Source organism: Oxalobacteraceae sp. CFBP 8761, assembly GCA_014841595.1.
GTDB lineage: Bacteria > Pseudomonadota > Gammaproteobacteria > Burkholderiales > Burkholderiaceae_D > Telluria.
Genome location: JACYUE010000001.1, coordinates 466,719 through 490,015, shown reverse-complemented (window position 1 = coordinate 490,015; position 23,297 = coordinate 466,719). Strand labels below are relative to the sequence as shown.

Below are 23,297 nucleotides of genomic sequence, written 5' to 3'. Positions count from 1 at the left end.
AGAACAGAACAGACCATGAACCAAACACTCCTCGTCGAACTGCAGACCGAAGAACTGCCGCCGAAGGCGCTCGTCAAGCTGGGCGCCGCTTTTGCCGCCGGCATCGCGAATGGCCTCAAGGCGCGCGACTTCCTCGAAGCCGACAGCGTCGTCACCACCTACGCCACGCCGCGCCGCCTGGCCGTCTCGATCACGAACGTGCGCGATACGTCACCTGACAAAGCGATCCGCGAAAAAGTGCTGCCAGTGACGGTGGCGCTGGACAAGGAAGGCAACCCAAGTGCGCCGTTGGCCAAGAAGCTGGCCGCACTGGGCTTTCCTGACCTGACGATCGACCAGCTCGAACGCGCCCCGGACGGCAAGACCGAAAGCTTCTTCTACACCTACACCGCCGCTGGCAGTGCGCTCACCGGCGCGCTGCAGGACGTCTTGCAAGACGCCGTGAACAAGCTGCCGATCCCGAAGCTCATGAGCTACCAGCGCCCGAATGGCGATACCGTGCAGTTCGTGCGCCCGGTGCACCGCCTGCTCGCGCTGCACGGCGAACAGGTGCTGCCACTGACGCTGCTCGGCTTGACCGCTGGCCGCGAGACCGCCGGCCACCGCTTCCTGTCGCATGGAGGCGCGATCACGATTGCGCATGCCGATGCGTACGCGAACACACTGGAAACCGAGGGCAAGGTCATCACGTCGCCACAGGCGCGCAAGGACAGCATCCGCGCCCAGCTGCTGGAGCAGGCCGGCGCCGACCAGGTCCTGATGCCCGAGTCGCTGCTCGATGAAGTTGCGGCCCTGGTCGAATGGCCGGTCGTCTATGAATGCCGCTTCGAAGAAGAATTTCTGGCCGTGCCGCAGGAATGCCTGATCCTGACGATGCAGACGAACCAGAAGTACTTCGCGCTGACGGATGCCGACGGCAAGCTGCGCTCGCGCTTTCTGATCGTGTCGAACATCGCGACGGACGACCCGACCGCGATCGTCGGCGGCAACGAGCGCGTCGTGCGCCCGCGCCTGTCGGACGCCAAGTTCTTCTTCGAGCAGGACAAGAAGAAAACGCTCGAGTCGCGCCTGCCGGCGCTCAGCAACGTCGTGTACCACAACAAACTGGGCTCGCAGGCCGAACGCAGCGAGCGCGTGACCAAGCTGGCCATGTACATCGCCACGCGCCTGGGCTTTGACGCGTCGCTCGCCGAACGCGGTGCGCGCCTGTCGAAGGCCGACCTGTTGACCGACATGGTTGGCGAGTTCCCGGAACTGCAAGGCATCATGGGCACGTACTACGCGCGCCACGATGGCGAGCACGATGAAGTGGCGCGCGCGGCGTCCGAGCACTACCAGCCGCGCTTTGCCGGCGATGCCCTGCCGACCACCGACACCGGCCTGGCCGTCGCACTGGCCGACAAGCTCGAAACGCTGGTGGGCATCTGGGCCATCGGCCTGCAGCCAACGGGCGAAAAAGACCCGTTCGCGCTGCGCCGCCACGCGCTGGGCATCATGCGCATGCTGGTCGAAAAGCGCCTGCCGCTCGAACTGTCCGACATGCTGCGCGATGCAGTCACGACGTTTGCCGACCAGCCGGCGTTCAAGGATCCGAGCGCGGAGGTCACGGCCTTCATGCTCGACCGCCTGCGTGGCCTGTTGCGCGATCGCGGCTTCTCGCCGAACGAAGTCGAAGCCGTGCTGGCCCAGAACCCGGACCGCGTCGACGACGTCGTGCAGCGCCTGGAAGCCGTGCAGGCCTTCGCCGCGCTGCCCGAAGCCGCCTCGCTCGCCGCCGCCAACAAGCGCATCACCAATATCCTCAAGAAGAACGAGGAAGCGCTGGCGCAAGCCGGCGCGGTCGATCCGGCCCTGCTGCAGGACCAGGCCGAGAAAGACCTGGCCGCCGCCGTCACGCGCGTACAGCCGGCCGTCGATGCGGCGTTTGCTGCGGGTGACTTTGCCGGCACGCTGAAAACGCTGGCAGAGCTGCGCGAGCCGGTCGACGCGTTCTTCAACGACGTGATGGTGATGGCCGACGACATCGCGCTGCGCAACAACCGCCTGGCGTTGCTGGCGTCGTTGCACGGCATGATGAACCGCGTGGCCGACATCTCGAAGCTGGCAACGTAAGCACGGCATGCAGGCACCCCCGATGAAACTCATCATTCTCGACCGGGACGGCGTGATCAACCACGACTCGCCCGACTTCATCAAGTCGCCGGCCGAGTGGATCCCGATCCCCGGCTCGCTCGAGGCCATCGCCCGCCTGAACCAGGCGGGCTATCGGGTGGTGCTGGCAACGAACCAGTCGGGCATTGCGCGCGGCCTGTTCGACATCGCCACGCTCAACGCCATCCACGCCAAGATGCACGCGGCGGCGCAGCTGGTGGGCGCCGACATCGACGCCATCTTCTTTTGCCCGCACGCGGCGCTCGATGCCTGCGACTGCCGCAAGCCCAAGTCGGGCATGTTCGAAGAAATCGGCAAGCGCTTCAAGATCAACCTGAAAGGCGTGCCGACCGTGGGCGACTCGCTGCGCGACCTGCAGGCGGGCTTCAACCGTGGTTGCACGCCCTACCTGGTCCTGACCGGCAAGGGCGAGCGCACGCAGATGACCGGCGGCCTGCCGCCCGGCACCAGGGTCTACCAGGACCTGGCCGCGATGGTCAGCGCCCTGCTCAAGCCCACCAGCGCCACTGGTGCTGGCGCTGCCCACACGTCATAATCAATACAACACCACGATAAGAATAACCAGATCGTTTTGTCCGGAGCCCCTTTGCGTAATTTCAGTCTGTTTCTGCGTTCCCTGCTGTTCACGATCGTCATGATGGTGGCCACGATCATCTGGGCTTCACTGTGCTTCCTGGCCGCCCCCCTGCCTTACAACCAGCGCTTCTGGTTCACCTCGCGCTGGAACGTCTTCATCATCTGGTGCGCGCGCGTCATCTGCGGCATCCGCTACGAATTCAAGGGCTACGACAACCTGCCCGACGCGCCGGCCATCGTGCTCTCGAAGCACCAGTCGGCATGGGAAACGATCTTTTTGCTGCCGAACCTGACGCGTCCCCTGGTCTACGTCTTCAAGAAGGAAATCCTGTACATCCCGTTCTTCGGCTGGGCCATGGGTTTGCTGCGCATGATCCCGATCGACCGCAAGCAGGGCAAGAACGCGTTCTCGCACGTGGTGCGCCACGGTAAACGCCGCCTGGCCGACGGCCAGTGGATTATCATGTTCCCCGAAGGTACCCGCATCCCGGTGGGCCGCAAGGGCAAGTACAAGAGCGGCGGCGCGCGCCTGGCGGTCGAGACCCAGGCAGTGGTGGTGCCGATCGCGCATAATTCGGGCGAGTGCTGGCCCAAGAATTCGTTCATCAAACGGCCCGGAACGATCACGGTATCGGTCGGCAAACCGATATCGCCGCAAGGCCATACCCCTGACAGCTTGATGCAAGAGGTAGAAAATTGGATAGAATCGGAAATGCGCGTCATTTCGCCCCACGCCTACAAAGGTGGTTGAGCGACGTTAGCACCCAGATCAGGAATTCGCGTCCGCAGCAAACGGCGGCGTCGTCGAAGATCGACGGCGACCAGCTCGAACTGTTTGCACAAGAATTCTTTGCGGCGCTCAAGCCTTCCGACAGGCCGGCGCCGCCGTCCCAGCCATTGTTCAAGGCGCCGCCGGCGCCGCCCCGTACCAGGCTTCCTTCGCCGCCCGTCGGCCCGCAAGACCCTCCCCTCAAACGCATCGCGCTCGGCCAGCATTACGTCGACTACGCGCTGCGCCGTTCGTCGCGCCGCTCGATCGGCTTCATGATCGACGACGACGGCCTGCGCGTGACGGCGCCGCGCCGCGTGACGCAGGACGACATCGAAAACGCGCTGCGCGCCAAGAGCCGCTGGATCATCACCAAGCTGCTCGAACGGGGCGAGCGGCGCGAACTACGCCAGCAACGCGCGCCGGTCGTCTGGGTCGACGGCGCCCTGCTGCCGTTCATGGGCGGGGAGATCACGCTGCGGCTCGAACCGGCCACGCGCAGCCATTGCCGCTTCGACGAAACGACGCGTGAACTGGCGATCGGCGTGGTACCCGGGCTGGCCGAGTGGCAGCTCAAGGAACGGGTCAAGCTGTGGTTCCAGGCCGAGGCAAAACGCGTGTTCATCGAGCGCCTGGACCATTACGCGCCACGTCTGAACGTGCGCTACAAGACCTGCACGCTGTCGTCGGCCGGTTCGCGCTGGGGCTCGTGCACGGTGGGCGGGAGCATTCGCCTGAACTGGCGCCTGATCCACTATCCGCTGGCGCTGATCGATTACGTGGTGGCGCACGAGCTGGCGCACCTGCGCGAGATGAACCACAGCCCGGCGTTCTGGGCGACGGTGGCCGAGGTGTATCCGGATTACGATGGCGCGCGCCTGGCGCTGCGCAAGCAGTCGCACCAGATGCCGGTATTGTTTGAGGAGTAGCCAGGCGAGTCGGCAGGCCGCTGGCCTGCCGGCTGCATGCCGGTCAGTGCAGACTCAGTGCAAACTCAATGCATGGCGCGCCGCCGCCAGATCGCGCATGGTGGCGGTCTGTTGCTGCGACAGGCAGCGAAACGGGATCGGCAATGTACCGCGTTTGAGCACCATCATGAAGCCGCGCGAGTAGGTGCGCACGGCGGCCACGTCGGCCCATTCGATCAGCGTCACGCCGCCACTGGTGCGCACGATGCCGTGGGCGTCGATGGTGAATTCATAGGTGCGGCGCCCGCGACCGAGCAATACGAAGTTGAGCCCCGCGCTCAGCGTGCTGCGCAGGCGCAGCAAAAAGCTGGCAGGCCAGCGCACGCGCCGGCGACGAATCAAAAAGCCCCCGTGCTGCCACATGAAGCTGACGTATTCGCTCAGCGAATAGCGGACGAAAAAATGCAATGCATCGAGCGGTACGACACTTGCCGCTTGCTGCTTTGCCGGCGCGTGGTCGGCCAGGCCTGAGCCCAGGATCGTTCCCAGCGTGTCGACTGCCCCTTCCTGGACCCGAAGAGACACTGGCTCTCCATCACTGCCCGGTGTCGCGCGATTCAATGACAACATGGCGCATCCCCTATAGTTTTGTAGCGTGCAGATGGGAATGGTAACAAAACCTACCCAATAAGCCGTTGCACGAGTTCAACAGTGCGCAGGGTTGCCCCGCGGTGGCGCCCGGCGAAGGCCAGCGCCCTGGCGCCCATTGCCGCGCGCGCCGCATCGTCGTGCAGCAGCCGCGCGGCTTCCCTGACGAGCGCAGAGGCGTCCGGCACGCGCAAGGCAGCGCCGCCATCGACGGCGTCGATCGTGGCGTCGAGAAAGTTGAACGTGTGTTCGCCTACCAGCACCGGCTTGCCCAGTGCGCAGGCTTCGATCAGATTCTGGCCGCCCAGCGGCAGCAGGCTGCCGCCGATATAGGCGCAGTCGCAGGCGGCGTAATAGGCGAACATCTCGCCCATCGAATCGCCCAGCAGCACGTCGGCGTCGATGGCGGCGGTATTGTCACCATCCAGCCGCGAGCGGCGTGCAAGCGTCAAACCGCTGGCCTCGACCAGCTTCGCCACGTCGTCGAAACGCTGCGGATGGCGTGGCACCAGCAACAGCAACGCGTGCTGCGGCTTGTCGCGGTTCTGGCGCCACGCTTCCAGGATCAGCGTTTCTTCGCCTTCGCGCGTGCTCGCACACAGAAACACCGGGCGGCGCGCCGCCCCATCGATGCGCGTGCGCAGCCAGGCGCCCTTCTCCAGCGCGCTCGGTGGCGGCACGATGTCGAACTTGACGCTGCCGGTAACGACAACGTTCGGTGCCCCCAGCGACGCAATGCGCGCCGCATCGGCATCGGTCTGCGCCGCGACGAGCGTGAACGAGCGCGCGGCCTCCAGCATCACGGCGCCGGCCTTGCGGCCCCGCTTGAGCGAGCGCTCGGACAGGCGCGCATTGGCCAGCACGACCGGCACGCCTTGCTGCGTGCAGGCGTGGATCAGGTTTGGCCAGACCTCGGTTTCCATCAGGATGCAGGCGCGTGGGCGATAACGGCGCAGGAAGCGCGTCGTCATCCATCCCGTGTCGTAGGGCAGATAGGCCTGCACAACGCGCTCGCCGTGGCGCGCAAACAGGTCGCGCCCGGTGGCGCGGCCGGTCGGCGTCATGTGGGTCAGCAGGATCCGGCAATCGGGATACGCCAGCAGCAGCGCATCGACCAGCGGCTCGCTGGCGCGCGTCTCGCCCACCGACACCGCATGCACCATGATCATGGGCTGTTCGCCAGCCGCCGGGCCGCCCAGGGACAGGCGTTCATCCCAATGCGCGCGGTAGCCCGGCTCCTTGCGCCCGCGCCACCACAGCCGGCCCAGCACGGCCGGCATGGCCAGCCACCAGAGGCTTGAGTACAGCGTGCGGTTCATGTCATGCCGGTGCCAGCAGGCGCCGTGCGGCCGCGATGACGTCGCCGCTTGACGGCGGCGCGCCCAGGTCGCCCAGGTTGACGATGCGATCGGACCAGTTGCCTTCGGTCTTCCACTTGGGCGAATCGCAGTAGATTTCGATCGTCGGCCGCACAAAGGCGGCAGCGATATGGGTCAGGCCCGTGTCGACGCCCACCGCAAGGCGCGCATGCTGGGCCAGCAGAACAGCATCCATCATCGACAGTTTTGGCAGCACGCGGGCATTGGGCATGGCTGCCGCCAGCGCCTGGGCATCCTCGTGTTCGGCCTTCGAGCCCCATGGAAGCAGCACCGGCATCGGTGCGAGCGCCGCGCCCAGTGCGATCCAGTTGGCGTCGGCCCACTTCTTGGCTGCGCGCGCCGTGCCATGGAAAAAGACCGCGTAGTCGTCTTGCGGCAAAAACGCCGGCCGCGTGGCTTGCGTTGGCGCCGGCAACCCGAAATCGGGTGCCGAGTCGACGCTGTAGTCAAGCGCAGCGCCGGCAACCATGCGCCCGCGCGCCACGGCATGCGTGCGCGGATTCAGCGGGATGCTGTCGGTATGGAAGATGCGCGAGATGCCTTCATAGCCCGAGCCTTCGCTGCCATTGGCCAGGCCGACTTTTTTACCACCCTTGCGCACGCGCGCCGCGCCCATGATGATGCCGGTCTTGAGCAGACCCTGGGTGTCGAACACATAGTCGTATTCTTCTTCGCGCAGCGTGCGGAAGAATGCGCGGATTTCGGCCCGCGTTTCTTTCTTGCCCAGGCTCTTGCGCCAGCGGCGCAGCGACCACGGGATGATCTTGCGTACGTGGGGATTCAGGCGCACGAGACTCACATACCCTTCTTCGACCACCCAGTCGATGGTGGCGCCCGGATGCTCGCGCAGCAGGTCGGCCACCATCGGCAGGTTATGCAGCACGTCGCCCAGCGACGACACGCGCACGAGCAGGATCTTCAAGCGCCTGTCCTCAGAACGGCAGGTCGGCATCTGGCTTGGCGGCCAGGATCACGGTCTTGAACTCTGCCTGGATGCGCGCCAGTGCTTCCGGCGACTCGCCCTCAAAGCGCAGCACGACGACCGGCGTCGTGTTCGACGAACGGGCCAGACCGAAGCCATCGGCGTACTCGACGCGCAGGCCATCGATGTCGTTGATTTTTTCGGAGGTCGGGAACGTGGCGTTGGCGCGCAGATGGTCGATCAGCGTGAAGTTCTCGCCCTCTTGCAGCTGCAGGTGCAGTTCCGGGGTGCTGCTGGCCATTGGCAGGCTGTTGAGCAGCGCCGAAGGATCCTGCTGCTTGGTCAGGATTTCGAGCATGCGCGCGCCGGCATACATGCCGTCGTCGAAACCGTACCAGCGCTCCTTGAAGAAGATATGGCCGCTCATCTCGCCGCCCAGCGGCGCACCGGTTTCCTTCAGCTTGGCCTTGACCAGCGAATGGCCGGTCTTCCACATCAGTGGCTTGCCGCCATGCTGCTCGATGTACGGCGCCAGGTGGCGCGTGCACTTGACGTCATACAGGATCTCGCCGCCCGGGACGCGCGACAGCACGTCGGCCGCGAACAGCATCATCTGGCGGTCCGGGAAGATGATCTGGCCATCCTTGGTGACGATGCCGAGGCGGTCGCCATCGCCGTCGAAGGCCAGGCCGATTTCGGCGTCGGTCTCTTGCAGCGCGCGGATCAGGTCTTGCAGGTTTTCCGGGTGGGCCGGGTCAGGATGGTGGTTCGGGAAGTTGCCGTCGACTTCGCAGAACAGCTCGACCACTTCGGCGCCCATGCCGCGATACAGGTCGCCCGCGAACGCACCGGCCACGCCGTTGCCGCAGTCGACCGCGATCTTGATCGGGCGCGCCAGCTTGACGTCGCCGATGATGCGCTCGAGGTAAGCGGCGCGGATGTCATGGGTGCTGTAGCCGCCGCGCTGCGCTGCGATCGCGCCGTCATACGCTGCGATGCTGTCGTGCAGGCCGGTGATGGCGTCGCCATAGATGGCTTCGCCGGCCAGGACCATCTTGAAGCCGTTGTAGTCAGGCGGGTTGTGGCTGCCGGTGACCATGATGCCCGAGCGCGTGTCGAGGACGTTGGTGCCGAAATAGACCATCGGCGTGGCGACCATGCCCAGGTCGATCACGTCGACGCCGGCGTCACGCAAGCCTTCGCCCAGTGCGCTGGTCAGTTCAGGGCCGGACAGGCGGCCATCGCGGCCGATCACGACCTTGCTCTCTCCCTTGGCCAGCGCGGCAGCGCCGAATGCACGACCGATGTGACGCGCGATGCCGGCGTCCAGGGTCTTGTCGATGATGCCGCGAATATCGTAAGCCTTGAAAATCGTTTTGGAGAGAGCGACCATTTTGTTTCCCGGAATATTGGAGGATTGATAAGTAAGCACTATTGTAACGGCAAGCGTGGCTGGCGTGGGAATGGCGCGCGTGCGCAAGCCTGGCAAAAGCCGAGTGACAGAACAAGGGAATATCGGGAAATAGCCGGAGCCGCGAATGGGCGCCGGAGTCGATGGCAGCACGCCACCGGCGCCGGCGCTGGAGAAGCGCGCGGCGCATGCTCCGCATTGCGGAGCAATTAAGATTGCTTAGACGCGCAGGTCGTCGATCGACTTGCCGCCGTCGACCCATTCCTTGACCCACTTTGGCTGACGGCCACGGCCGGTCCACTGCTGGCTGGAATCCTGCGGGTGACGGTAACGCACGGCGACGGTCGCGCCTTTCGAACCGCGGCCGGTGGTGGCCATCAGTTCTTTCAGCGGCATGCCGACGCTTTGCGCGATTGCCAGAATTTGTTCACGTGCTTTCTGCACTTCCTGGGTTTCACGCGTTTTCATTTCCTGCTTGATTTGTTCTTGCAGGTTGCGCAAATCGCCTACCGACATATTCGACAGATCCATCATCGTTCCTCGTTCGTTAAAAAATTGAATGCATATTCAGCAATTGCTGACGCTCGGTGAATACTCACCAAATGTCGCAATATACTACAACAATAATATCCGGTCAGTCTTTCTTGCTTAAAAAGAGCCAGCGCGGCGACTTGAATCGAACGATACGCCCATACAACCAGAGGTAACTGATTATAAACAACAGACAGAACACCATCAATGCGCCAGTGCTTTCCCAGAACACGGTTGCCGGTATCACTGCCAGCAATGAAATCAGCCATAAATAAGGCGACGTGCGGGCATTGCGTTTCATCAGTGCGCGGGCCTCGCGCGGCCCCACTGTCCATTGCACGATGCGCCGAAAAATCAAACTATGCAAGTGAATACCATCGGGCAGCGTTGGTGATTTGCCGCGAACAAACATGCGGCGGTATGCAGAGAATATGGTTTCAAACGCCGGGTAAATCAGCAATAGCGCTGCATACCAGGTGGAGACAGCCGGATTGCGCATTACCAGCAGCAGGGCCAGCTCGCCCAGCAGGAAGCCAAGGAAATACGCTCCGCCATCGCCCAAAAAAATCAGCCCGACCGGATAATTCCAGATCAGGAAGCCGGCCGTCGCTCCGGCAACGATCAATGCCGCCACCAGCACGAACATATCGCCCACCTGCAAGGCGACGTAGGACAGCGACAGCAGCATGAAAATGCTGATCACGCCGGCCAGGCCATTAAAGCCGTCGATGATATTGATGGCATTGGCCACGCCGGCCACCGCCAGCATCGTCAACGGCAGCACGATCCAGATGGATTCGAGCGGCACGACCGTCCACGGCAAGTCGAGACGGCCAATACGCGCGTCGAGCAGCCAATAACCAAAGCCTGCCGCGAGCATCGTCAGGAACAGCCGACGGCTTGGCGAGACCTTTCCCGTATAGTCTTCGGCAATACCGCCGGCCAGGGCAATCGTGGCACAGGCAATCAGGGTTGCCAGCCACGCCGCCATTTGCGGCTGGCGCAGGATCGATAAACCGGACGCCACCACCACTGCCAGAAAGATGGGAATACCGCCGATGCGCGCGACTGCATGCGTATGGTTTTTCTGTACGCCGGTAAAATCACCATCGAGTCCCAGGCCATGTTTTCGCGCGGTCTTGATGACCAGCAGCGTGAGCAATGCGCAGGAAAGGAAACTGACAAAAAACGAGAACATTATTGTTTTCTTTCGGAGCGATTCTTGTGCAGCGCTCCGCAAAGGAAGCGAATTGGCGCAGCCACGATACGCTATTCATCAATGGAAAGCCGGCCTCATTGTACCGGACTGGACGTGGATGCCGGCGCGCGTATTTATGTTTTCATCCGCTTGCACGGCGACGCAAAAAACTTCCCTGGCGCGTAAAATCATTTAGTATCCGCCAGAGCATCATATGCTCCATTTTTCATAACGCCAGGCAGCAGGACGGCAATGTCCTGCCAGAACAAGAATATGACCACTTACGCCATTGGCGACCTCCAGGGCTGCGCACATGAAGCGCAGCTGCTGCTTGACCGCATTGCCCTCGTCGCGGGCGATGACGCGCGCATCCTGTTCGTGGGTGACCTCATCAACCGCGGCCCCGAATCGCTGATGGCGCTGCGGCGCATGAAAGCGCTCAATGAATCCAGCGGCGGGCGGGTCGATGCCCTGCTCGGCAACCACGACCTGCACCTGATCGCGGTGGCCGGCGGCGCTCAGCGCCTGAGCCGCTCCGACACGCTCGACGAGATCCTGGCCGCCCCCGACCGCGACGAACTCATCGCCTGGCTGCGCGCGCGGCCGCTGGCGATGTTCGTCGACAATCACCTGCTGGTGCACGCCGGCGTGGCCCCACAATGGGATGCGGCGCAGACGATGGCGCTGGCCGGCGAAGTCGAACGCATGCTGCAGGGCGACGGCTGGCTCGACTTCCTGAGCCAGATGTACGGCAATCAGCCCGACCGCTGGGACGACAGTCTGACGGGCATCGAGCGCCTGCGCTGCATCGTCAATGCGCTCACGCGCATGCGCCTGTGCGCGCCCGATGGCGCGATGGATTTCAAGCACAAGGAATCCGACACCGGCCCGGTCGGCAGCGACCTGCTGCCATGGTTCGACCTGCCGGCGCGCCGCACGCAGGACGTGACGGTGGTGTTTGGCCACTGGTCGGCGCTGGGCGTGGTGCAGCGGCCCAACCTGGTCGGGCTGGACAGCGGCTGCGTCTGGGGCGGCAAGCTGACGGCCGTGTGCCTGGATGACCGCACGCTGCTGCAGGTGGATTGCCCCGAATACCGCGAGCACGGCGGCAAGCAGCGCTGAACTAGTGTGAGACTGCGGTTGCTACCGCAGTGGCCACGGCCTCCTGCGATGCCTGCGCCAGTTCGCGCCGGTGTGCACCAAGGCTTTCCAGGGGCGCCAGGCAAGTCAGGCGCGCCGTGACCGGCGGCCCCTGCAAAATCCGGAACAGGCTGTCGACAAAGGTCGTCTCGCCGATGTACTCGATCGACGGATGGTGCGCGCCGTCGGCGCCGACATAGGCCAGCGCATACGGCTGCACGGGCACGCCGGCGTCGACCGCCGCCTCGAACAGGTTGGCGTGGAATGGCAGCACCTGGCCTTGCAGGCCGGTCGTCCCTTCCGGGAACAGCGCGACGCGCTCCCCCTTCTGCAACACGTCGACCAGCCCCTTGAACACGTGACGCAATTCGCGCCGGTTGCCGCGCGCAATGAACACGGTGCCGGCGCCGGCCGCCAGGCGGCCCATCACGGGCCAGGCGCGAATTTCGGCCTTGGCCACGAACCGGCACGGGCTCAAAGCATTGATGACGAAGATGTCGAGCCATGACACGTGGTTGGCCACCACCAGCGCATGCGCGAGCGCGGGTACGCCCAGTGCCGGCGCGACGTGCACGCGGCACAGGCGCAGCAGGCGCGCGGACCAGCCACGCGTCAGGCGCGCGCGCTGGCTGGGCGAGGCAAAGGGAAACACCAGCGCGCAGGTCGCCAATCCTTCGCACAGATGGACGGTAACGCGCGCAAGGCGCCAGGCAAGCCGGATATTCAAGGTGATGGGCGCAGTGAAGGCGCGTGCTTGAAGCGAAGCACGCGCCGTGGTTGGATCAACGCTGGTAGGCCACGCGGCCGCGCACGACGGTCGCGCGCACCTGCCCGGCCAGCTCGTAGCCGAGGAATGGCGTGTGCTTGCCCTGGCTGGCCAGCGCCTTGCCGTCGACCAGCCAGCGCGCGGCCGGGTCGAACAGCACGACATCGGCCGCGGCGCCCACGCCCAGCGTGCCCGCCGGCAGGCCGGCAATGCGCGCCGCTTCGCAGGTGATCTTGCCGATCGCCAGCGCCAGCGCGCCCTGGGCGTCCTGCGCGCCGTGCGGCTGGTCTTGCGCCCACTTGAGCGTGAGCGCCAGCAGCAACTCCAGGCCCGTGGCGCCCGGCGACGCTTCGCCGAACGGCAGCAGCTTTTCGTCGTCATCCACTGGCGTGTGGTCGGAGCAGATCGCATCGACCGTGCCATCGACGAGTGCAGCGCGGATCGCGTCGCGGTCGCGCTGTGAGCGCAGCGGCGGCGTGAGGCGCGCGTTGGAATCGAAGAAGCCGATGTCGGCGTCGGTCAGGTGCAGATGGTGCACGCCCACGTCGACTGTCAGGTTCAAACCTTCTTTCTTTGCGGCGCGAATCAGGTCCAGGCCCGCAGCGGACGAAATCCGGCACAGGTGCACGCGCGCGCCGGTGGAGCGCATCAGCTCGAAGATCGTGTGCAGCGCGATGGTCTCGGACATCACCGGCACGCCGGACAGGCCGAGGCGCGAGGCCAGCGGGCCGGCATGGGCCACGCCGCCGCGGCCGATGTGCGCGTCCTGCGGGCGCAGCCAGACGGTGTAGTCGAACGTCTTGGCGTACTGCATCGCGCGCAGCAGCACGTTGGTGTCGAGGATGGGTTCCTCGGCCTGCGCAAAGCCGATGCAGCCGGCTTCGGTCAGTTCGGCCATCTCGGTCAGCGCCTGGCCTTTCAGGCCCACGGTCAGTGCGCCCAGCGGGTGCACATTGGCCTGGTCGACGATGCGCGCGCGGTGCTTGAGCATTTCGACCAGACCTGGTTCGTCGAGCACCGGGTCGGTGTCGGGCGGGCAGACCAGCGTGGTCACGCCACCCTGCATCGCCGCCTGCAGCTCGGATTCGAGCGTGGCCTTGTATTCGTAGCCCGGCTCGCGCAGGCGCGCCGACAGGTCGACCAGGCCCGGGGCGACCACGAGGCCGCTCGCATCGATGCTCTGGTCGGCCGTGAAGCCTTCGGGGGCGACGCCAAGCGCCGCAATCTTGCCGTCGACGATGAACAGGTCTTGCACGGCGTCGACGCCGTTCGCCGGGTCGATCACGCGCCCGTTCTTGATATGGAGTTTCATGCGTGGGTTCCTGCCAAAATGCTCATGACTGCCATGCGTACCGCGATTCCGAACGTCACCTGCGGCAGGATCACTGCCTGGCTGCCGTCGGCCACCGCCGAGTCGATCTCGACGCCGCGGTTCATCGGCCCCGGGTGCATCACGATCGCATCGGGTTTCGCCAGCGCCAGACGCTCGGGCGTCAGGCCGTAGCTCTTGAAGTATTCTTGCGCCGACGGCAGCAGCGCGCCGCTCATGCGCTCGTTCTGCAGGCGCAGCATGATGATCACGTCGACGTCCTTCAACCCCTCATTGATGTTGGTGAAGGTGCGCACGCCCATCTGATCCAGGCCGCCCGGCAGCAGCGTGTGCGGGCCGATGGCGCGCACTTCGGGCACGCCCAGCGTGGTCAGTGCGTGGATGTCCGAACGGGCCACGCGGCTGTGCAGGATGTCGCCGACAATGGCCACGCGCAGGTTCGTGAAGTCTTTCTTGTAGTGCCGGATCGTGTACATGTCGAGCAGGCCCTGGGTCGGGTGCGCGTGGCGCCCGTCGCCGGCATTGACGACGTGGACATCCGAGCGCGTGCGGTTCAGGTGCTGCGCGATCATGTACGGCGCGCCCGACTGCGCGTGGCGCACCACGAACATGTCGGCATGCATCGCGGCCAGATTGTCGATCGTGTCGAGCAGCGACTCGCCCTTGGTGGTGGACGATGCCTGGATGTTCAGGTTGATGACGTCGGCCGACAGGCGCTTGGACGCGATCTCGAACGTGGTGCGGGTGCGCGTCGAATTTTCGAAGAACAGGTTGAACACGCTCTTGCCGCGCATGAGCGGGACCTTCTTGACTTCGCGGTCGGAGATCCCCACGAAGCTCGATGCGGTGTCGAGGATGTGGTCGATGTGCGACTTCTTGAGGCCCTCGATGGTGAGCAGGTGCTGCAGCTCGCCGTTTTTGTTCAGTTGCGGATTATTGTGCAGGATCGGCATTGTCTTGTTCGATGGTAAGCGAAAGTTGGCCTGTCTCATCGCGCTGCAGGCACAGCGACTCGTTGGCGTCGAGCACGGCGTGGGCGCCGACGAAATCGGCGGCCACCGGCAGCTCGCGCCCGCCCCGGTCGGCCAGCGCGGCCAGGCGGATGCAGGCCGGACGGCCGTAGTCGAACAGCACGTTGATCGCCGCGCGCGTGGTGCGGCCGGTCTGCAGCACGTCGTCGACCAGCACCACGGTGGCGCCGTCGACCGCAAAGCGGATATGCGTTGGTTTCACGTCCGGGTGCAGGCCCTTGCGCGCATAGTCGTCGCGGTAGAACGAGACGTCGATGGAGCCGAGACGGTGCGTCAGGTCGAGGTCGCGCGCAAGGCGCTCGGCCAGCCAGGCGCCGCCCGAATGGATGCCGACGATGGCCGGCTCGGCGACGCCGTCCAGGCCTGCGCGGACCTGGGCCAGCAGCTCGCGGTAGAGCGCTTCGGCATCGAATGCGTGTTTGTTGGTGGGCATAGGGTTAGCGTGATGCGTCAAAATACTGTTGCAAAATAATGGCGGCCGCCTTGTCGTCGATGACCTCGCCGCGCTTTGATGCGATCACGGCCGACGAATAGCGTTCATCGACCAGTTCGACGGGAAGGTTGAAGCGGCCATGCAGCTGGTTGGCAAAGCGGCGGCTGCGCAAGGTCATGTCGTGCTCGGCGCCATCGGGATGGCGCGGCTCGCCCACGATCAAGCGCGCCGGCTGCCATTGGGCGATCAGCTCGCCAATGATCTGGAAGCGGGTGGCGTTGTCGATCGCGCTGACGACTCTCAAAGGCTGGGCCTGCCCAGTCAGGGTGTTGCCCATGGCAATGCCAATCCGCTTGATGCCGAAGTCGAAGCCAAGAACGATATCAACCATGCACGCGTTTCTTGTACAGGAACACGTTACGCATGGCCGGCTTCGGTGGCGAGCATCAGGGGATCGATGCCCAGCAGCTTGATGGCGGCGTGGTAGCGCTCTTCGATCGGCAGGTCGAACAGCACGCGCGCGTCGGCGCCCACCGTCAGCCAGCCATTGCGCGAAATTTCTTCTTCGAGCTGGCCCGGGCTCCAGCCGGCATAGCCGATGGAGACGAGCATGCGCGCCGGGCCACCGCCGTTGGCGACGGCCTCGAGCACATCGATCGAGGTGGTAAACGAGACGTCGTCGGTGACGGTCAGCGACGACGAATAGCGCCCGCCCGGCGAATGCAGCACGAAGCCGCGGTCGTCCTGCACGGGGCCGCCGAACATGATCGGCTCGTCGACGACGGTGGCGCGCAAACCTTCGGCCAGCTTGAGGTCGACGCGGTCGAACAGGGTTTCCATCGTCATGTCGGTCGGCTTGTTGATGACCACGCCGAGCACGCCCTTGTCGTTGTGCTCGCAGACATAGACGACGGTGCCGCCGAAGACGGGGTCCTGGATCGACGGCATGGCGATCAGGAAGTGGTTCGCCAGGTTCAGGCCGGATGCTGCCGGGCCCGCCATACCAGGGGAGCCATCCTGCTCACGGGGCATGCCCGGCATGGGAAGAGTTTGGCCAACTTTGGTTTTTTTCATACGATTGCTCTCAAAAGGCGCACTCTCGCGTTGTTACTTCTGTTGAACGGCTGCCAGATATCTGCAGAACAACCTTACGCTTTTCGACAGTTTACACCCATTTGCCCCTGAGGCCATTGGAAGCATTCCTCGGGCGCCACACGTTTCGATGATGGGCAGTAAAATCTGGATCCGCCTTGACCTCGCACACGATGATGAATTTAAGCAAGTCTTTAGTCTGGTTTCGCCGCGACCTGCGCGCGTTCGACCACGCCCCCCTGCACCACGCCCTGCGTTCATCACAGCAGGTGTATTGCGTGTTCGTGTACGGCACCGACATCCTCGATGAGTTGCCAAAGGATGACCGGCGTCTGCGTTTCATCCATGCCAGCCTGGCCCAGCTCGACACGGAACTGCGTCGCCTTGGAGGCTACCTGATCGTGCGCCACGGCAGCGCGCGCGATGAAGTCGTTGCTTTGGCGGAAGAACTCGGGATCGATGCCGTGCATGTTGGCACCGACCATGAACCGTCGGCCATTGCGCGCGATCTCGCCGTGGCCGAACAACTGGCCGAGCGCGACTGCGCCTTCCATACCTACAAGGACCAGGTCATCTTCGAGAAGCAGGAAGTGCTCACTCTCGCCGGCGGCGTGTTCTCGGTGTTTACGCCGTACAAGAACGCCTGGCTCAAGCGTCTCGCGGCCCATCCCGAAACCCTGGCCACCTACCCGGTCGACGCCCATGCGCATGCGTTCGCGCCGCCCACTGGTGCGCCGGCCGCCCTGCCGGCCCTGGAAGACATCGGCTTCACGTCGGGCGAGCCGCCACTGCCTGCCGGGATGGATGGGGCCGAGGAGATGTTCGAGGCGTTTGTGACCGAGATGGCCGACTATGGTCGTGCGCGCGACTTCCCGGCCGAAGAAGGCACCTCACGGCTGTCGGCGCACCTGCGCTTTGGCACCACGTCGATCCGCCACCTGGTGCGCAGCGCGCGCGACATGGTGCAGTCGGGCGCGGGCGGCACGGGTGCGTCCGTGTGGCTGTCAGAACTGATCTGGCGTGACTTCTATGCGATGGTGCTGTCGCAGAACCCGCACGTGGTCGAACGTTCGTTCAAGCCGGCGTTCGATGCGGTCGAGTGGGAAACCGGGGACGAAGCCGACGCGCTGTTCGCGGCCTGGTGCGAGGGGCGCACCGGGTATCCGCTGGTCGATGCGGCGATGCTGCAGCTCAATCAAACGGGCTTCATGCACAACCGGCTGCGCATGGTCACGGCCAGTTTTTTGACCAAGGATCTGGGGATCGACTGGCGCCGCGGCGAGCGCTATTTCGCGCGCCAGCTCAATGATTATGAGCTGGCGTCGAACAACGGCGGCTGGCAGTGGGCGGCGTCGACCGGGTGCGACGCGCAGCCGTGGTTCCGGATCTTCAATCCGGTCACGCAATCGACGCGCTTCGATGCGCGCGGGGAGTTCATCCGGCGCTACCTGCCGCAACTGGCAAAGCTGGACGGCAAGCAGATTCACGCGCCGTGGCTGGTGAAGCCGGATGTGCTGGCAGAGCGCGGGGTGGTGCTGGGACGGGATTATCCGGCGCCGGTCGTGGAGCACGACGCGGCGCGGCAGCGCACACTGGAGCGCTTTGCGGTGGTGAAGAAAGTGGTGGCGAAGGCAGAGGACGAGAAGGACGACGCGAACGACGACTGAACGCCGTCGTTAAGGCGTTATGCTGATTCGCCGCCCAGCAAGCCCTCGATCGCCGCCAGCAGCACCGTCTCCTGGTACGGCTTGCCGAAGTAGGCATTCACGCCCAGTCCAAGCGCCACGTTGCGATGCTTGTCGGCCGTGCGCGACGTGATCATGATGATCGGGATCGCCTTCGTTGCGTCATTGCCCCGCACATTGCGGGTCAGGTCGAAGCCGTCCATGCGCGGCATCTCGATATCGACCAGCATCAGGTCCGGCGCGCCCTGCCCGATCAGCTCCAGCGCCTCGATGCCGTCCTTGGCCAGCACCACGCGGTAGCCTTCGCGTTCGAGCAGGCGCTGCGTCACGCGCCTCACCGTCAGCGAATCGTCGACCACCATCACGGTAGGACGCCGTATTTGCAGCGCGACGGCCTGCTTCACACGTGCCGCACCTTGTGGCTGCTGCGCCAGTGCCAGCGGATCGAGAATCAGGACGATCTCGCCCGAACCCAGTACCGTGGCGCCGTCGATGCCCGGCATGCGCGCCAGCTGGCGGCCGATGTTCTTGACCACCACCTCACGGTTGCCCAGCACTTCGTCGACGCGCAGCGCGATGCGACGGCTGCCGCCATTCAAGACCAGCACCGGCGTCGAACGCTGCGTCGTGATGCGCTCGTCGTCGTCCATGCCCAGCAAATCCGGCAAGCCATACAGCGCCAGTTCGTGGCCGGCCAACGCGATGCTGCCGGCGTCGATGGCGGCAGCCAGGTCGGCCTCGCGTACCTGCTGCACCGCTTCGACCAGCGTCGACGGCACCGCATGGGTGCGGCCACCGGCCACCACCAGCACGACCTGCGCCACGGCCAGCGTCAGCGGCAGCGTGATCGTGAAGCGCGCGCCCTGCCCGGCCTCGGACGCCACCGCAACACGTCCGCCCAGCGCCTGCGCTTCGGAGCGCACCACGTCCATGCCGACGCCACGCCCGGCCAGTTCGGTCAGCGTGTCCGCCGTCGAAAAGCCCGGTGCGAAAATCAGGTCGGTCACCTGTTCGTCCGGCGCCTCGTCGCCCTCGGCAATCAGGCCGCCGGCCAGCGCCTTGGCGCGGATGCGTTCCAGGTCCAGCCCCGCGCCGTCGTCGCTGAAGTTGATCAGGACTTCGTTGCCGTGCTGGCTGACCTGCACCAGCAGTTCGCCCGTCTCGGCCTTGCCGGCGCTCTGACGCGCCGCGCGCGGCTCGATGCCGTGCACGATCGCATTGCGCAGCAGGTGTTCGAACGGCGCGGCCATCTGTTCCAGCACGCCACGGTCGATTTCCACGGCGCCGCCCCGGATATCCAGGTTGACGCGCTTGTCGGTTTCTTTCGCGGTCTGGCGCGCGACGCGGAACAGGCGCTCGGACAGGCTGGCAAACGGCACCATCCGCACCCGCATCAGGTCGCGCTGCAGGTCGCGCGTCATGCGCGCCTGGGCCGACAGTTCTTCGTTGGCCGAATCGACCGTGCGCGCCAGGCTTTCCTGGAACGAGGCGACGTCGTCGACGCTTTCGGCCAGCATGCGCGTGAGTTCCTGCAGGCGCGTGAAGCGGTCGAATTCGAGCGGATCGAATTCGCGCTCGCCGGCAATCGACAGACGCGAGGCGATCTGCGATTCGGCCTGCATCTCGATCTCGCGCAACTGGCGCCGCAGGCGGCCCACGTTGTCCGAGAAGTCGCCGAGCGACGATTTGAGTGCGCCGATCTGGTTTTCCAGGCGCGAGCGCGTGATCGACACTTCGCCGGCCTGGTTCACGACGCGGTCGAGGATGTCGGCACGTACGCGCACCAGCGGCGCGCGGGCCGGCTCGGCCGGCGCGGCCGCGGGGGCTTCCACCGAAGCAGGCACCGCGCCCCCGGCCGGCTGCTGCAAGCCCTCGAACAGCAGCATCGCGCTGTCGTAGTTGGCCAGCAGCTCGTCGAACGCGGTCGGCGGCAGCGTCGAGGTGCCCGCATGGACCATGTTCTCGATCTGCGTTTCCAGTTCGTGCGCATGCTGACCGAGGCGCATTGCGCCGGCCATGCGCGCGCTGCCCTTGACCGTGTGCAGGTCGCGCTGCATGCGCTGCGCGACGCCGGCGTTGGACGGCTCCTGCTGCCACTGGCGCAGATCGTGCCCGATGCGCGGCAGCAGGTCGGTGGCTTCTTCGAGGAAGACCGGCAGCAGGTCGGCGTCGATCTCGTCAACGTACCCGCTGGCGCCGGCCAGCTCGGGTTCGTGCAGGTCCTCGAGCGCCAGATCGGGTTCCGGTGCAGGTTCTGGTTCAGCTTCCGGTTCAGCTTCCGGTTCCGACACCGGTTCTGGCGCCGGTTCGGCCAGCACCGCTTCATCGGGCGTCACCGCAACGAAGCCGGCCGCCCCTGGCTGCGGGGCGGCCTGTTCCAGCGCCGGCGCCGCGAACGGGTCGTCGCCGAATGCGCTGAAGATGTCGTCGATATCGTCCGGCTCTGCCGGTGCAGGCGCAGCCGCGCGTGGCGCTGGCGCCGTGAACGGTGGCGGCTCGGCCAGCAACTGCTTGTAGGCGTCGGCAAACAGCGTATCGAGCCGGCTGGCCAGCGCCGGTTCGAGCTTGTCGAACGGCGATGTGCCCAGGCGCGCGCGCAGCGCGGCCAGCTGTTCGATCAGGTCCGGCTGCGCCGGGGCCAGTTCGCCCAGCGTGAACACGTGCAGCATCGCGCGCATGCGCGCCAGCGTCGTGTCGAACAGGGCCAGCCCGTCCTCGTCGAGGGGCGCGCCCGGCACGGTGAGCTTCTCGAGCGTTCTTTCCAGCGCATGCGCCAGTTCGCACAGGGCGGTGTAGCCGACCGTGGCCGAGGTGCCGGCCAGCGTGTGCGCGGCCGTGATCGCATCGGCGGATGCACGCTGCGCCGGGTCCTGGCGCAGCGCGGCGAACGCGTCTTCCAGCGTGGCGCACAGTGATTCGGTTTCGAGCAGGTAGACGTCGTGCAGCGCCTGGCCAATGGTCAGGTCGCCCACGCGCCGCACGGCATCCTCGCCCGGCGGCGTGATCTGCACGTCGAGTACCGGGATATCGTCAAACTGCGCATCAAACTGCGCATCAAACTGCGCATCGAACTGCGCATCGAGCTGCGCATCCGGCTGTGCATCGGCCGGCAGCTCGAACGCGCCGCCCTCCTGCACCCGCGCCGCCGCCTCGATCAGCGCCGCGCCATCGCGCAGCGAAGCCTGGCCGGCGGCCAGTTCGGCCACCCAGGCATCCAGTTCGGCGTAGGCGTGCGCGAGCAGCGCCAGGAGGTCGGCGGTGGCCGCGCGGCCGTCGGCCAGCCAGATGTTCATGACCCGCTCGATGCTGGCGGCGGTCGCGCCGAAGGCTTCCAGGCCCACCATGCGGCTGCTGCCCTTGAGCGTGTGGAAGGCACGGCGCAGGCCCGTCAGGGTTTCCTGGTTGCCCGGCTCGTCGGCTGCGCGCGGCAGCGTCTCGACCACGACGCCAAGCACTTCCTGCGCTTCGGCGATGAAGATCCCGAGCAGTTCGGCATCGACGTCGTCCTGTGCGTCGGCTCCGGCGACAGGCGCCACCGGCGTCTCGACGGCGGCGGCGGCGGCGGCGGCGGCATCGGTGAACTCGAACGGCAATTCGCGCAGCAGCTGTTTATCAGTGTCGAACGTGAAGCGGCCGCGCGCCAGCGCGCTGTCCTGCGCCAGCAGGTCGGCGAAGAAGCCCAGGGCGCCGATGTTCTGCGCGATATTGTGCAGCGACGCGTGCTGCGCGGTGACATCGCTGGCGCTATCGGCCAGCGTGCGTACCGCGTCCTCGACGTGACGCACGGTCAGCACAGCCTGCTCCTGGTCGAGGATGGCAAACGCGCCCTGCAAGCCATGCAGCACCGGCCCGGCCTGTTCCAGCACCTGGCGTTTCGACGGGTCGTCGTAATAATCGTCGAGCAGTTTCTCGATCTGGCGCAGGCCGGCCTTGACCTCGCCTGCCAGCACGGCCACGGTCTGGCCCTGCTGGATCTGGCGCGCCAGTTCGCCCTGCCACTGCGGCGCATCGGGCGGGGTTTCGCCGGCAGCCAGCGCCAACAGGCGCGCGCCGACGGCTTCGGCGTTCTGCGAAAAATCGTCGGGCAACTGGCGCAGCTGGTCCAGGCTGTTCTCGACGAACAGCATGGCGGCGGCCATCTCCAGCCCGAACTGGTCATCGCGCCCCGACTGCACCGAGTCGCCCGCCGCGCGGCCCAGCTCTCGCAGCAGCTGCGCCAGCGCGGGCGCGCCCAGCCTGTCGCTGGCGCCGGCCAGGCGTGCCAGCGCATCGTTGAAATCGCTCTCGATGGCGGCGTCGGGCTTGCCGTCGCCGGCGATCAGGTCCCAGTCCGACTTGGTGCGGGCCAGCGCTTCGCGTGCATCCTTCAGCGCCTGCGGATCGAGTTTGCCGTAGCGCCGTTCGGCGTAATCGTGCGGCACCGCGCCGTCCAGGTCCAGGGCCTGGCGCAGCGCGCCTGCCTCGGGGCCCGGCACGCAGGCGGCGGCCACGAAGAACAGCGCATCGCGCAGCATCGTCTCGGGGGAATCCTGCTGGCCCTTGGCCAGGCGCCGCAATTGCAGGTTGATCTGGCCAAAGAGCTGTTTGACATACAGGTCGGTCGCAACCTGGCCGCCAGCCACCACGGTGGCAAACGCGTGCAGCGCCTGCCAGAACAGGCGCGCGCGCGCGCTTTCCTGCGCGCCTGCGATCGGCGCGATTGCCGCGGCCATGTCGTGCGCCTGCGCGCGGCGCGCGGCGTCGTCGTCGGCCTTCAGGTACGGCAGCAGGGCTTTTTCGAATTGCGCGCGGCAGGCCGCGATGTCGACCTCGCCCACGGCAGTGGCACTGGCAGGCAGTTCGGGCAGCACCGACAGATCCAGTGGCAGCAGGTCGGCCGGATGGACCTTGGTGTCACCCTGGCGTTCGACCATGTCGCGGTAATACGGGAACAGGCGCGCCGGCTGTTGCGGGGCGCCGCCCAGGAGTTCGTCGAGGTATTCGCCCAGCGCACCGAAGGCTTCCAGCACCACCTGCACGCTCTCGGCGTTGCAGGCCAACTGGCCATCCTTGAAACGATCGAGCACCGCTTCGGCGGCGGCGGTGAACACGCCAACGCCTTCGACATCGACCATCTGCAAGGCGCCGTGCGCTTGGTGCAGATGCGATTTGGCATGCAGCAGCAGCGTTGGCTGCGCCTCGGGCGAACGGCCCGCTGCGTCGCGCAGGGAGGTCGCGGCGCGTGTGAGGGCGTCGCGGATTTCGCCAATGACCCAGGACAGCGGGCCGGTATCAAAACTGCTGGAGCGGTTCAAGGTCGTCATCGC

General features: G+C 65.6%; 19 protein-coding genes. 6 read left to right on the top strand and 13 right to left on the bottom strand.

Annotated features, from left to right (window positions below):
* Window positions 1-15 precede the first annotated feature (15 nt).
* The 4 genes from IFU00_02265 to IFU00_02250 are packed head-to-tail and all read left to right on the top strand — an operon-like array spanning window position 16 to window position 4,446.
* A complete protein-coding gene (locus tag IFU00_02265) occupies window positions 16-2,112 on the top strand; it encodes a glycine--tRNA ligase subunit beta (GenBank protein ID MBD8541105.1) in 2,097 nt (698 codons plus the stop codon).
* A 22-nt stretch (window positions 2,113-2,134) separates the two neighbouring features.
* Window positions 2,135-2,707 (top strand): D-glycero-beta-D-manno-heptose 1,7-bisphosphate 7-phosphatase, encoded by a 573-nt coding sequence (gene gmhB, locus IFU00_02260; GenBank protein ID MBD8541104.1) that lies wholly within the window; start codon window positions 2,135-2,137, stop codon window positions 2,705-2,707.
* Between the two features lie 51 nt (window positions 2,708-2,758).
* The gene (locus tag IFU00_02255) at window positions 2,759-3,499 is read left to right on the top strand and encodes a 1-acyl-sn-glycerol-3-phosphate acyltransferase (GenBank protein ID MBD8541103.1); all 741 of its coding nucleotides are present in this window, start codon (window positions 2,759-2,761) and stop codon (window positions 3,497-3,499) included.
* A gap of 17 nt (window positions 3,500-3,516) precedes the next feature.
* Entirely contained in the window at window positions 3,517-4,446 is a 930-nt protein-coding gene (locus tag IFU00_02250) for a DUF45 domain-containing protein (protein MBD8541102.1), read from the top strand.
* Window positions 4,447-4,500: 54 nt separating this feature from the next.
* On the opposite strand, the gene IFU00_02245 is transcribed toward IFU00_02250, so the two are convergent.
* From IFU00_02245 to IFU00_02220, 6 genes are all read right to left on the bottom strand, one after another.
* Window positions 4,501-5,055, bottom strand: coding sequence for a YcxB family protein (locus IFU00_02245; GenBank protein ID MBD8541101.1), 555 nt, complete (start codon window positions 5,053-5,055; stop codon window positions 4,501-4,503).
* A 50-nt stretch (window positions 5,056-5,105) separates the two neighbouring features.
* Complete coding sequence (gene waaA / locus IFU00_02240; GenBank protein ID MBD8541100.1) at window positions 5,106-6,392, bottom strand: lipid IV(A) 3-deoxy-D-manno-octulosonic acid transferase; 1,287 nt, start codon at window positions 6,390-6,392, stop codon at window positions 5,106-5,108.
* Between the two features lies 1 nt (window position 6,393).
* Window positions 6,394-7,404: a lipopolysaccharide heptosyltransferase I gene (waaC, locus tag IFU00_02235; protein MBD8541099.1), complete on the bottom strand. Its 1,011-nt coding sequence runs from the start codon at window positions 7,402-7,404 to the stop codon at window positions 6,394-6,396.
* The gene (locus IFU00_02230) at window positions 7,385-8,767 is read right to left on the bottom strand and encodes a phosphomannomutase/phosphoglucomutase (protein MBD8541098.1); all 1,383 of its coding nucleotides are present in this window, start codon (window positions 8,765-8,767) and stop codon (window positions 7,385-7,387) included. Before IFU00_02230 ends, waaC begins: the two co-directional genes overlap by 20 nt.
* A gap of 237 nt (window positions 8,768-9,004) precedes the next feature.
* A complete protein-coding gene (locus IFU00_02225; GenBank protein MBD8541097.1) occupies window positions 9,005-9,316 on the bottom strand; it encodes an H-NS histone family protein in 312 nt (103 codons plus the stop codon).
* Window positions 9,317-9,419: 103 nt separating this feature from the next.
* Window positions 9,420-10,514 carry a glycosyltransferase family 4 protein gene (locus tag IFU00_02220; GenBank protein MBD8541096.1) on the bottom strand — a complete coding sequence of 365 codons (1,095 nt, stop codon included), beginning with the start codon at window positions 10,512-10,514 and terminating at the stop codon, window positions 9,420-9,422.
* 273 nt (window positions 10,515-10,787) lie between these two features.
* On the opposite strand from IFU00_02220, the gene IFU00_02215 reads away from it, so the two are divergent.
* Complete coding sequence (locus IFU00_02215; GenBank protein ID MBD8541095.1) at window positions 10,788-11,636, top strand: symmetrical bis(5'-nucleosyl)-tetraphosphatase; 849 nt, start codon at window positions 10,788-10,790, stop codon at window positions 11,634-11,636.
* Window position 11,637: 1 nt separating this feature from the next.
* On the opposite strand, the gene IFU00_02210 is transcribed toward IFU00_02215, so the two are convergent.
* Genes IFU00_02210 through IFU00_02185 form a run of 6 tightly spaced genes read right to left on the bottom strand, consistent with a single transcriptional unit; the run spans window position 11,638 to window position 16,246 of the window.
* Window positions 11,638-12,381, bottom strand: coding sequence for a 1-acyl-sn-glycerol-3-phosphate acyltransferase (locus tag IFU00_02210; GenBank protein MBD8541094.1), 744 nt, complete (start codon window positions 12,379-12,381; stop codon window positions 11,638-11,640).
* A gap of 55 nt (window positions 12,382-12,436) precedes the next feature.
* Window positions 12,437-13,732 carry a dihydroorotase gene (locus IFU00_02205; GenBank protein MBD8541093.1) on the bottom strand — a complete coding sequence of 432 codons (1,296 nt, stop codon included), beginning with the start codon at window positions 13,730-13,732 and terminating at the stop codon, window positions 12,437-12,439.
* A complete protein-coding gene (locus tag IFU00_02200) occupies window positions 13,729-14,703 on the bottom strand; it encodes an aspartate carbamoyltransferase catalytic subunit (GenBank protein MBD8541092.1) in 975 nt (324 codons plus the stop codon). Before IFU00_02200 ends, IFU00_02205 begins: the two co-directional genes overlap by 4 nt.
* Entirely contained in the window at window positions 14,684-15,214 is a 531-nt protein-coding gene (gene pyrR, locus IFU00_02195; protein MBD8541091.1) for a bifunctional pyr operon transcriptional regulator/uracil phosphoribosyltransferase PyrR, read from the bottom strand. The genes IFU00_02200 and pyrR overlap by 20 nt, the downstream gene beginning before the upstream one ends.
* 4 nt (window positions 15,215-15,218) lie before the next feature.
* Window positions 15,219-15,605 carry a Holliday junction resolvase RuvX gene (ruvX, locus tag IFU00_02190; protein MBD8541090.1) on the bottom strand — a complete coding sequence of 129 codons (387 nt, stop codon included), beginning with the start codon at window positions 15,603-15,605 and terminating at the stop codon, window positions 15,219-15,221.
* 26 nt (window positions 15,606-15,631) lie between these two features.
* Window positions 15,632-16,246 carry a YqgE/AlgH family protein gene (locus IFU00_02185; GenBank protein MBD8541089.1) on the bottom strand — a complete coding sequence of 205 codons (615 nt, stop codon included), beginning with the start codon at window positions 16,244-16,246 and terminating at the stop codon, window positions 15,632-15,634.
* A gap of 236 nt (window positions 16,247-16,482) precedes the next feature.
* On the opposite strand from IFU00_02185, the gene IFU00_02180 reads away from it, so the two are divergent.
* A complete protein-coding gene (locus IFU00_02180; protein ID MBD8541088.1) occupies window positions 16,483-17,973 on the top strand; it encodes a deoxyribodipyrimidine photo-lyase in 1,491 nt (496 codons plus the stop codon).
* A 17-nt stretch (window positions 17,974-17,990) separates the two neighbouring features.
* On the opposite strand, the gene IFU00_02175 is transcribed toward IFU00_02180, so the two are convergent.
* Window positions 17,991-23,294 carry an Hpt domain-containing protein gene (locus tag IFU00_02175; GenBank protein MBD8541087.1) on the bottom strand — a complete coding sequence of 1,768 codons (5,304 nt, stop codon included), beginning with the start codon at window positions 23,292-23,294 and terminating at the stop codon, window positions 17,991-17,993.
* Between the last annotated feature and the right edge of the window lie 3 nt (window positions 23,295-23,297).

Coding starts and splice junctions, on each gene's coding strand:
- waaA (MBD8541100.1), bottom strand. CDS start 6,392: ATGAACCGCACGCTGTACTCAAGCCTCTGGTGGCTGGCCATGCCGGCC.
- ruvX (MBD8541090.1), bottom strand. CDS start 15,605: ATGGTTGATATCGTTCTTGGCTTCGACTTCGGCATCAAGCGGATTGGC.
- IFU00_02225 (MBD8541097.1), bottom strand. CDS start 9,316: ATGGATCTGTCGAATATGTCGGTAGGCGATTTGCGCAACCTGCAAGAA.
- IFU00_02185 (MBD8541089.1), bottom strand. CDS start 16,246: ATGCCCCGTGAGCAGGATGGCTCCCCTGGTATGGCGGGCCCGGCAGCA.
- IFU00_02205 (MBD8541093.1), bottom strand. CDS start 13,732: ATGAAACTCCATATCAAGAACGGGCGCGTGATCGACCCGGCGAACGGC.
- IFU00_02265 (MBD8541105.1), top strand. CDS start 16: ATGAACCAAACACTCCTCGTCGAACTGCAGACCGAAGAACTGCCGCCG.
- waaC (MBD8541099.1), bottom strand. CDS start 7,404: ATGCCGACCTGCCGTTCTGAGGACAGGCGCTTGAAGATCCTGCTCGTG.
- IFU00_02215 (MBD8541095.1), top strand. CDS start 10,788: ATGACCACTTACGCCATTGGCGACCTCCAGGGCTGCGCACATGAAGCG.
- IFU00_02220 (MBD8541096.1), bottom strand. CDS start 10,514: ATGTTCTCGTTTTTTGTCAGTTTCCTTTCCTGCGCATTGCTCACGCTG.
- IFU00_02200 (MBD8541092.1), bottom strand. CDS start 14,703: ATGCCGATCCTGCACAATAATCCGCAACTGAACAAAAACGGCGAGCTG.
- IFU00_02180 (MBD8541088.1), top strand. CDS start 16,483: ATGAATTTAAGCAAGTCTTTAGTCTGGTTTCGCCGCGACCTGCGCGCG.
- pyrR (MBD8541091.1), bottom strand. CDS start 15,214: ATGCCCACCAACAAACACGCATTCGATGCCGAAGCGCTCTACCGCGAG.
- gmhB (MBD8541104.1), top strand. CDS start 2,135: ATGAAACTCATCATTCTCGACCGGGACGGCGTGATCAACCACGACTCG.
- IFU00_02245 (MBD8541101.1), bottom strand. CDS start 5,055: ATGTTGTCATTGAATCGCGCGACACCGGGCAGTGATGGAGAGCCAGTG.
- IFU00_02230 (MBD8541098.1), bottom strand. CDS start 8,767: ATGGTCGCTCTCTCCAAAACGATTTTCAAGGCTTACGATATTCGCGGC.
- IFU00_02175 (MBD8541087.1), bottom strand. CDS start 23,294: ATGACGACCTTGAACCGCTCCAGCAGTTTTGATACCGGCCCGCTGTCC.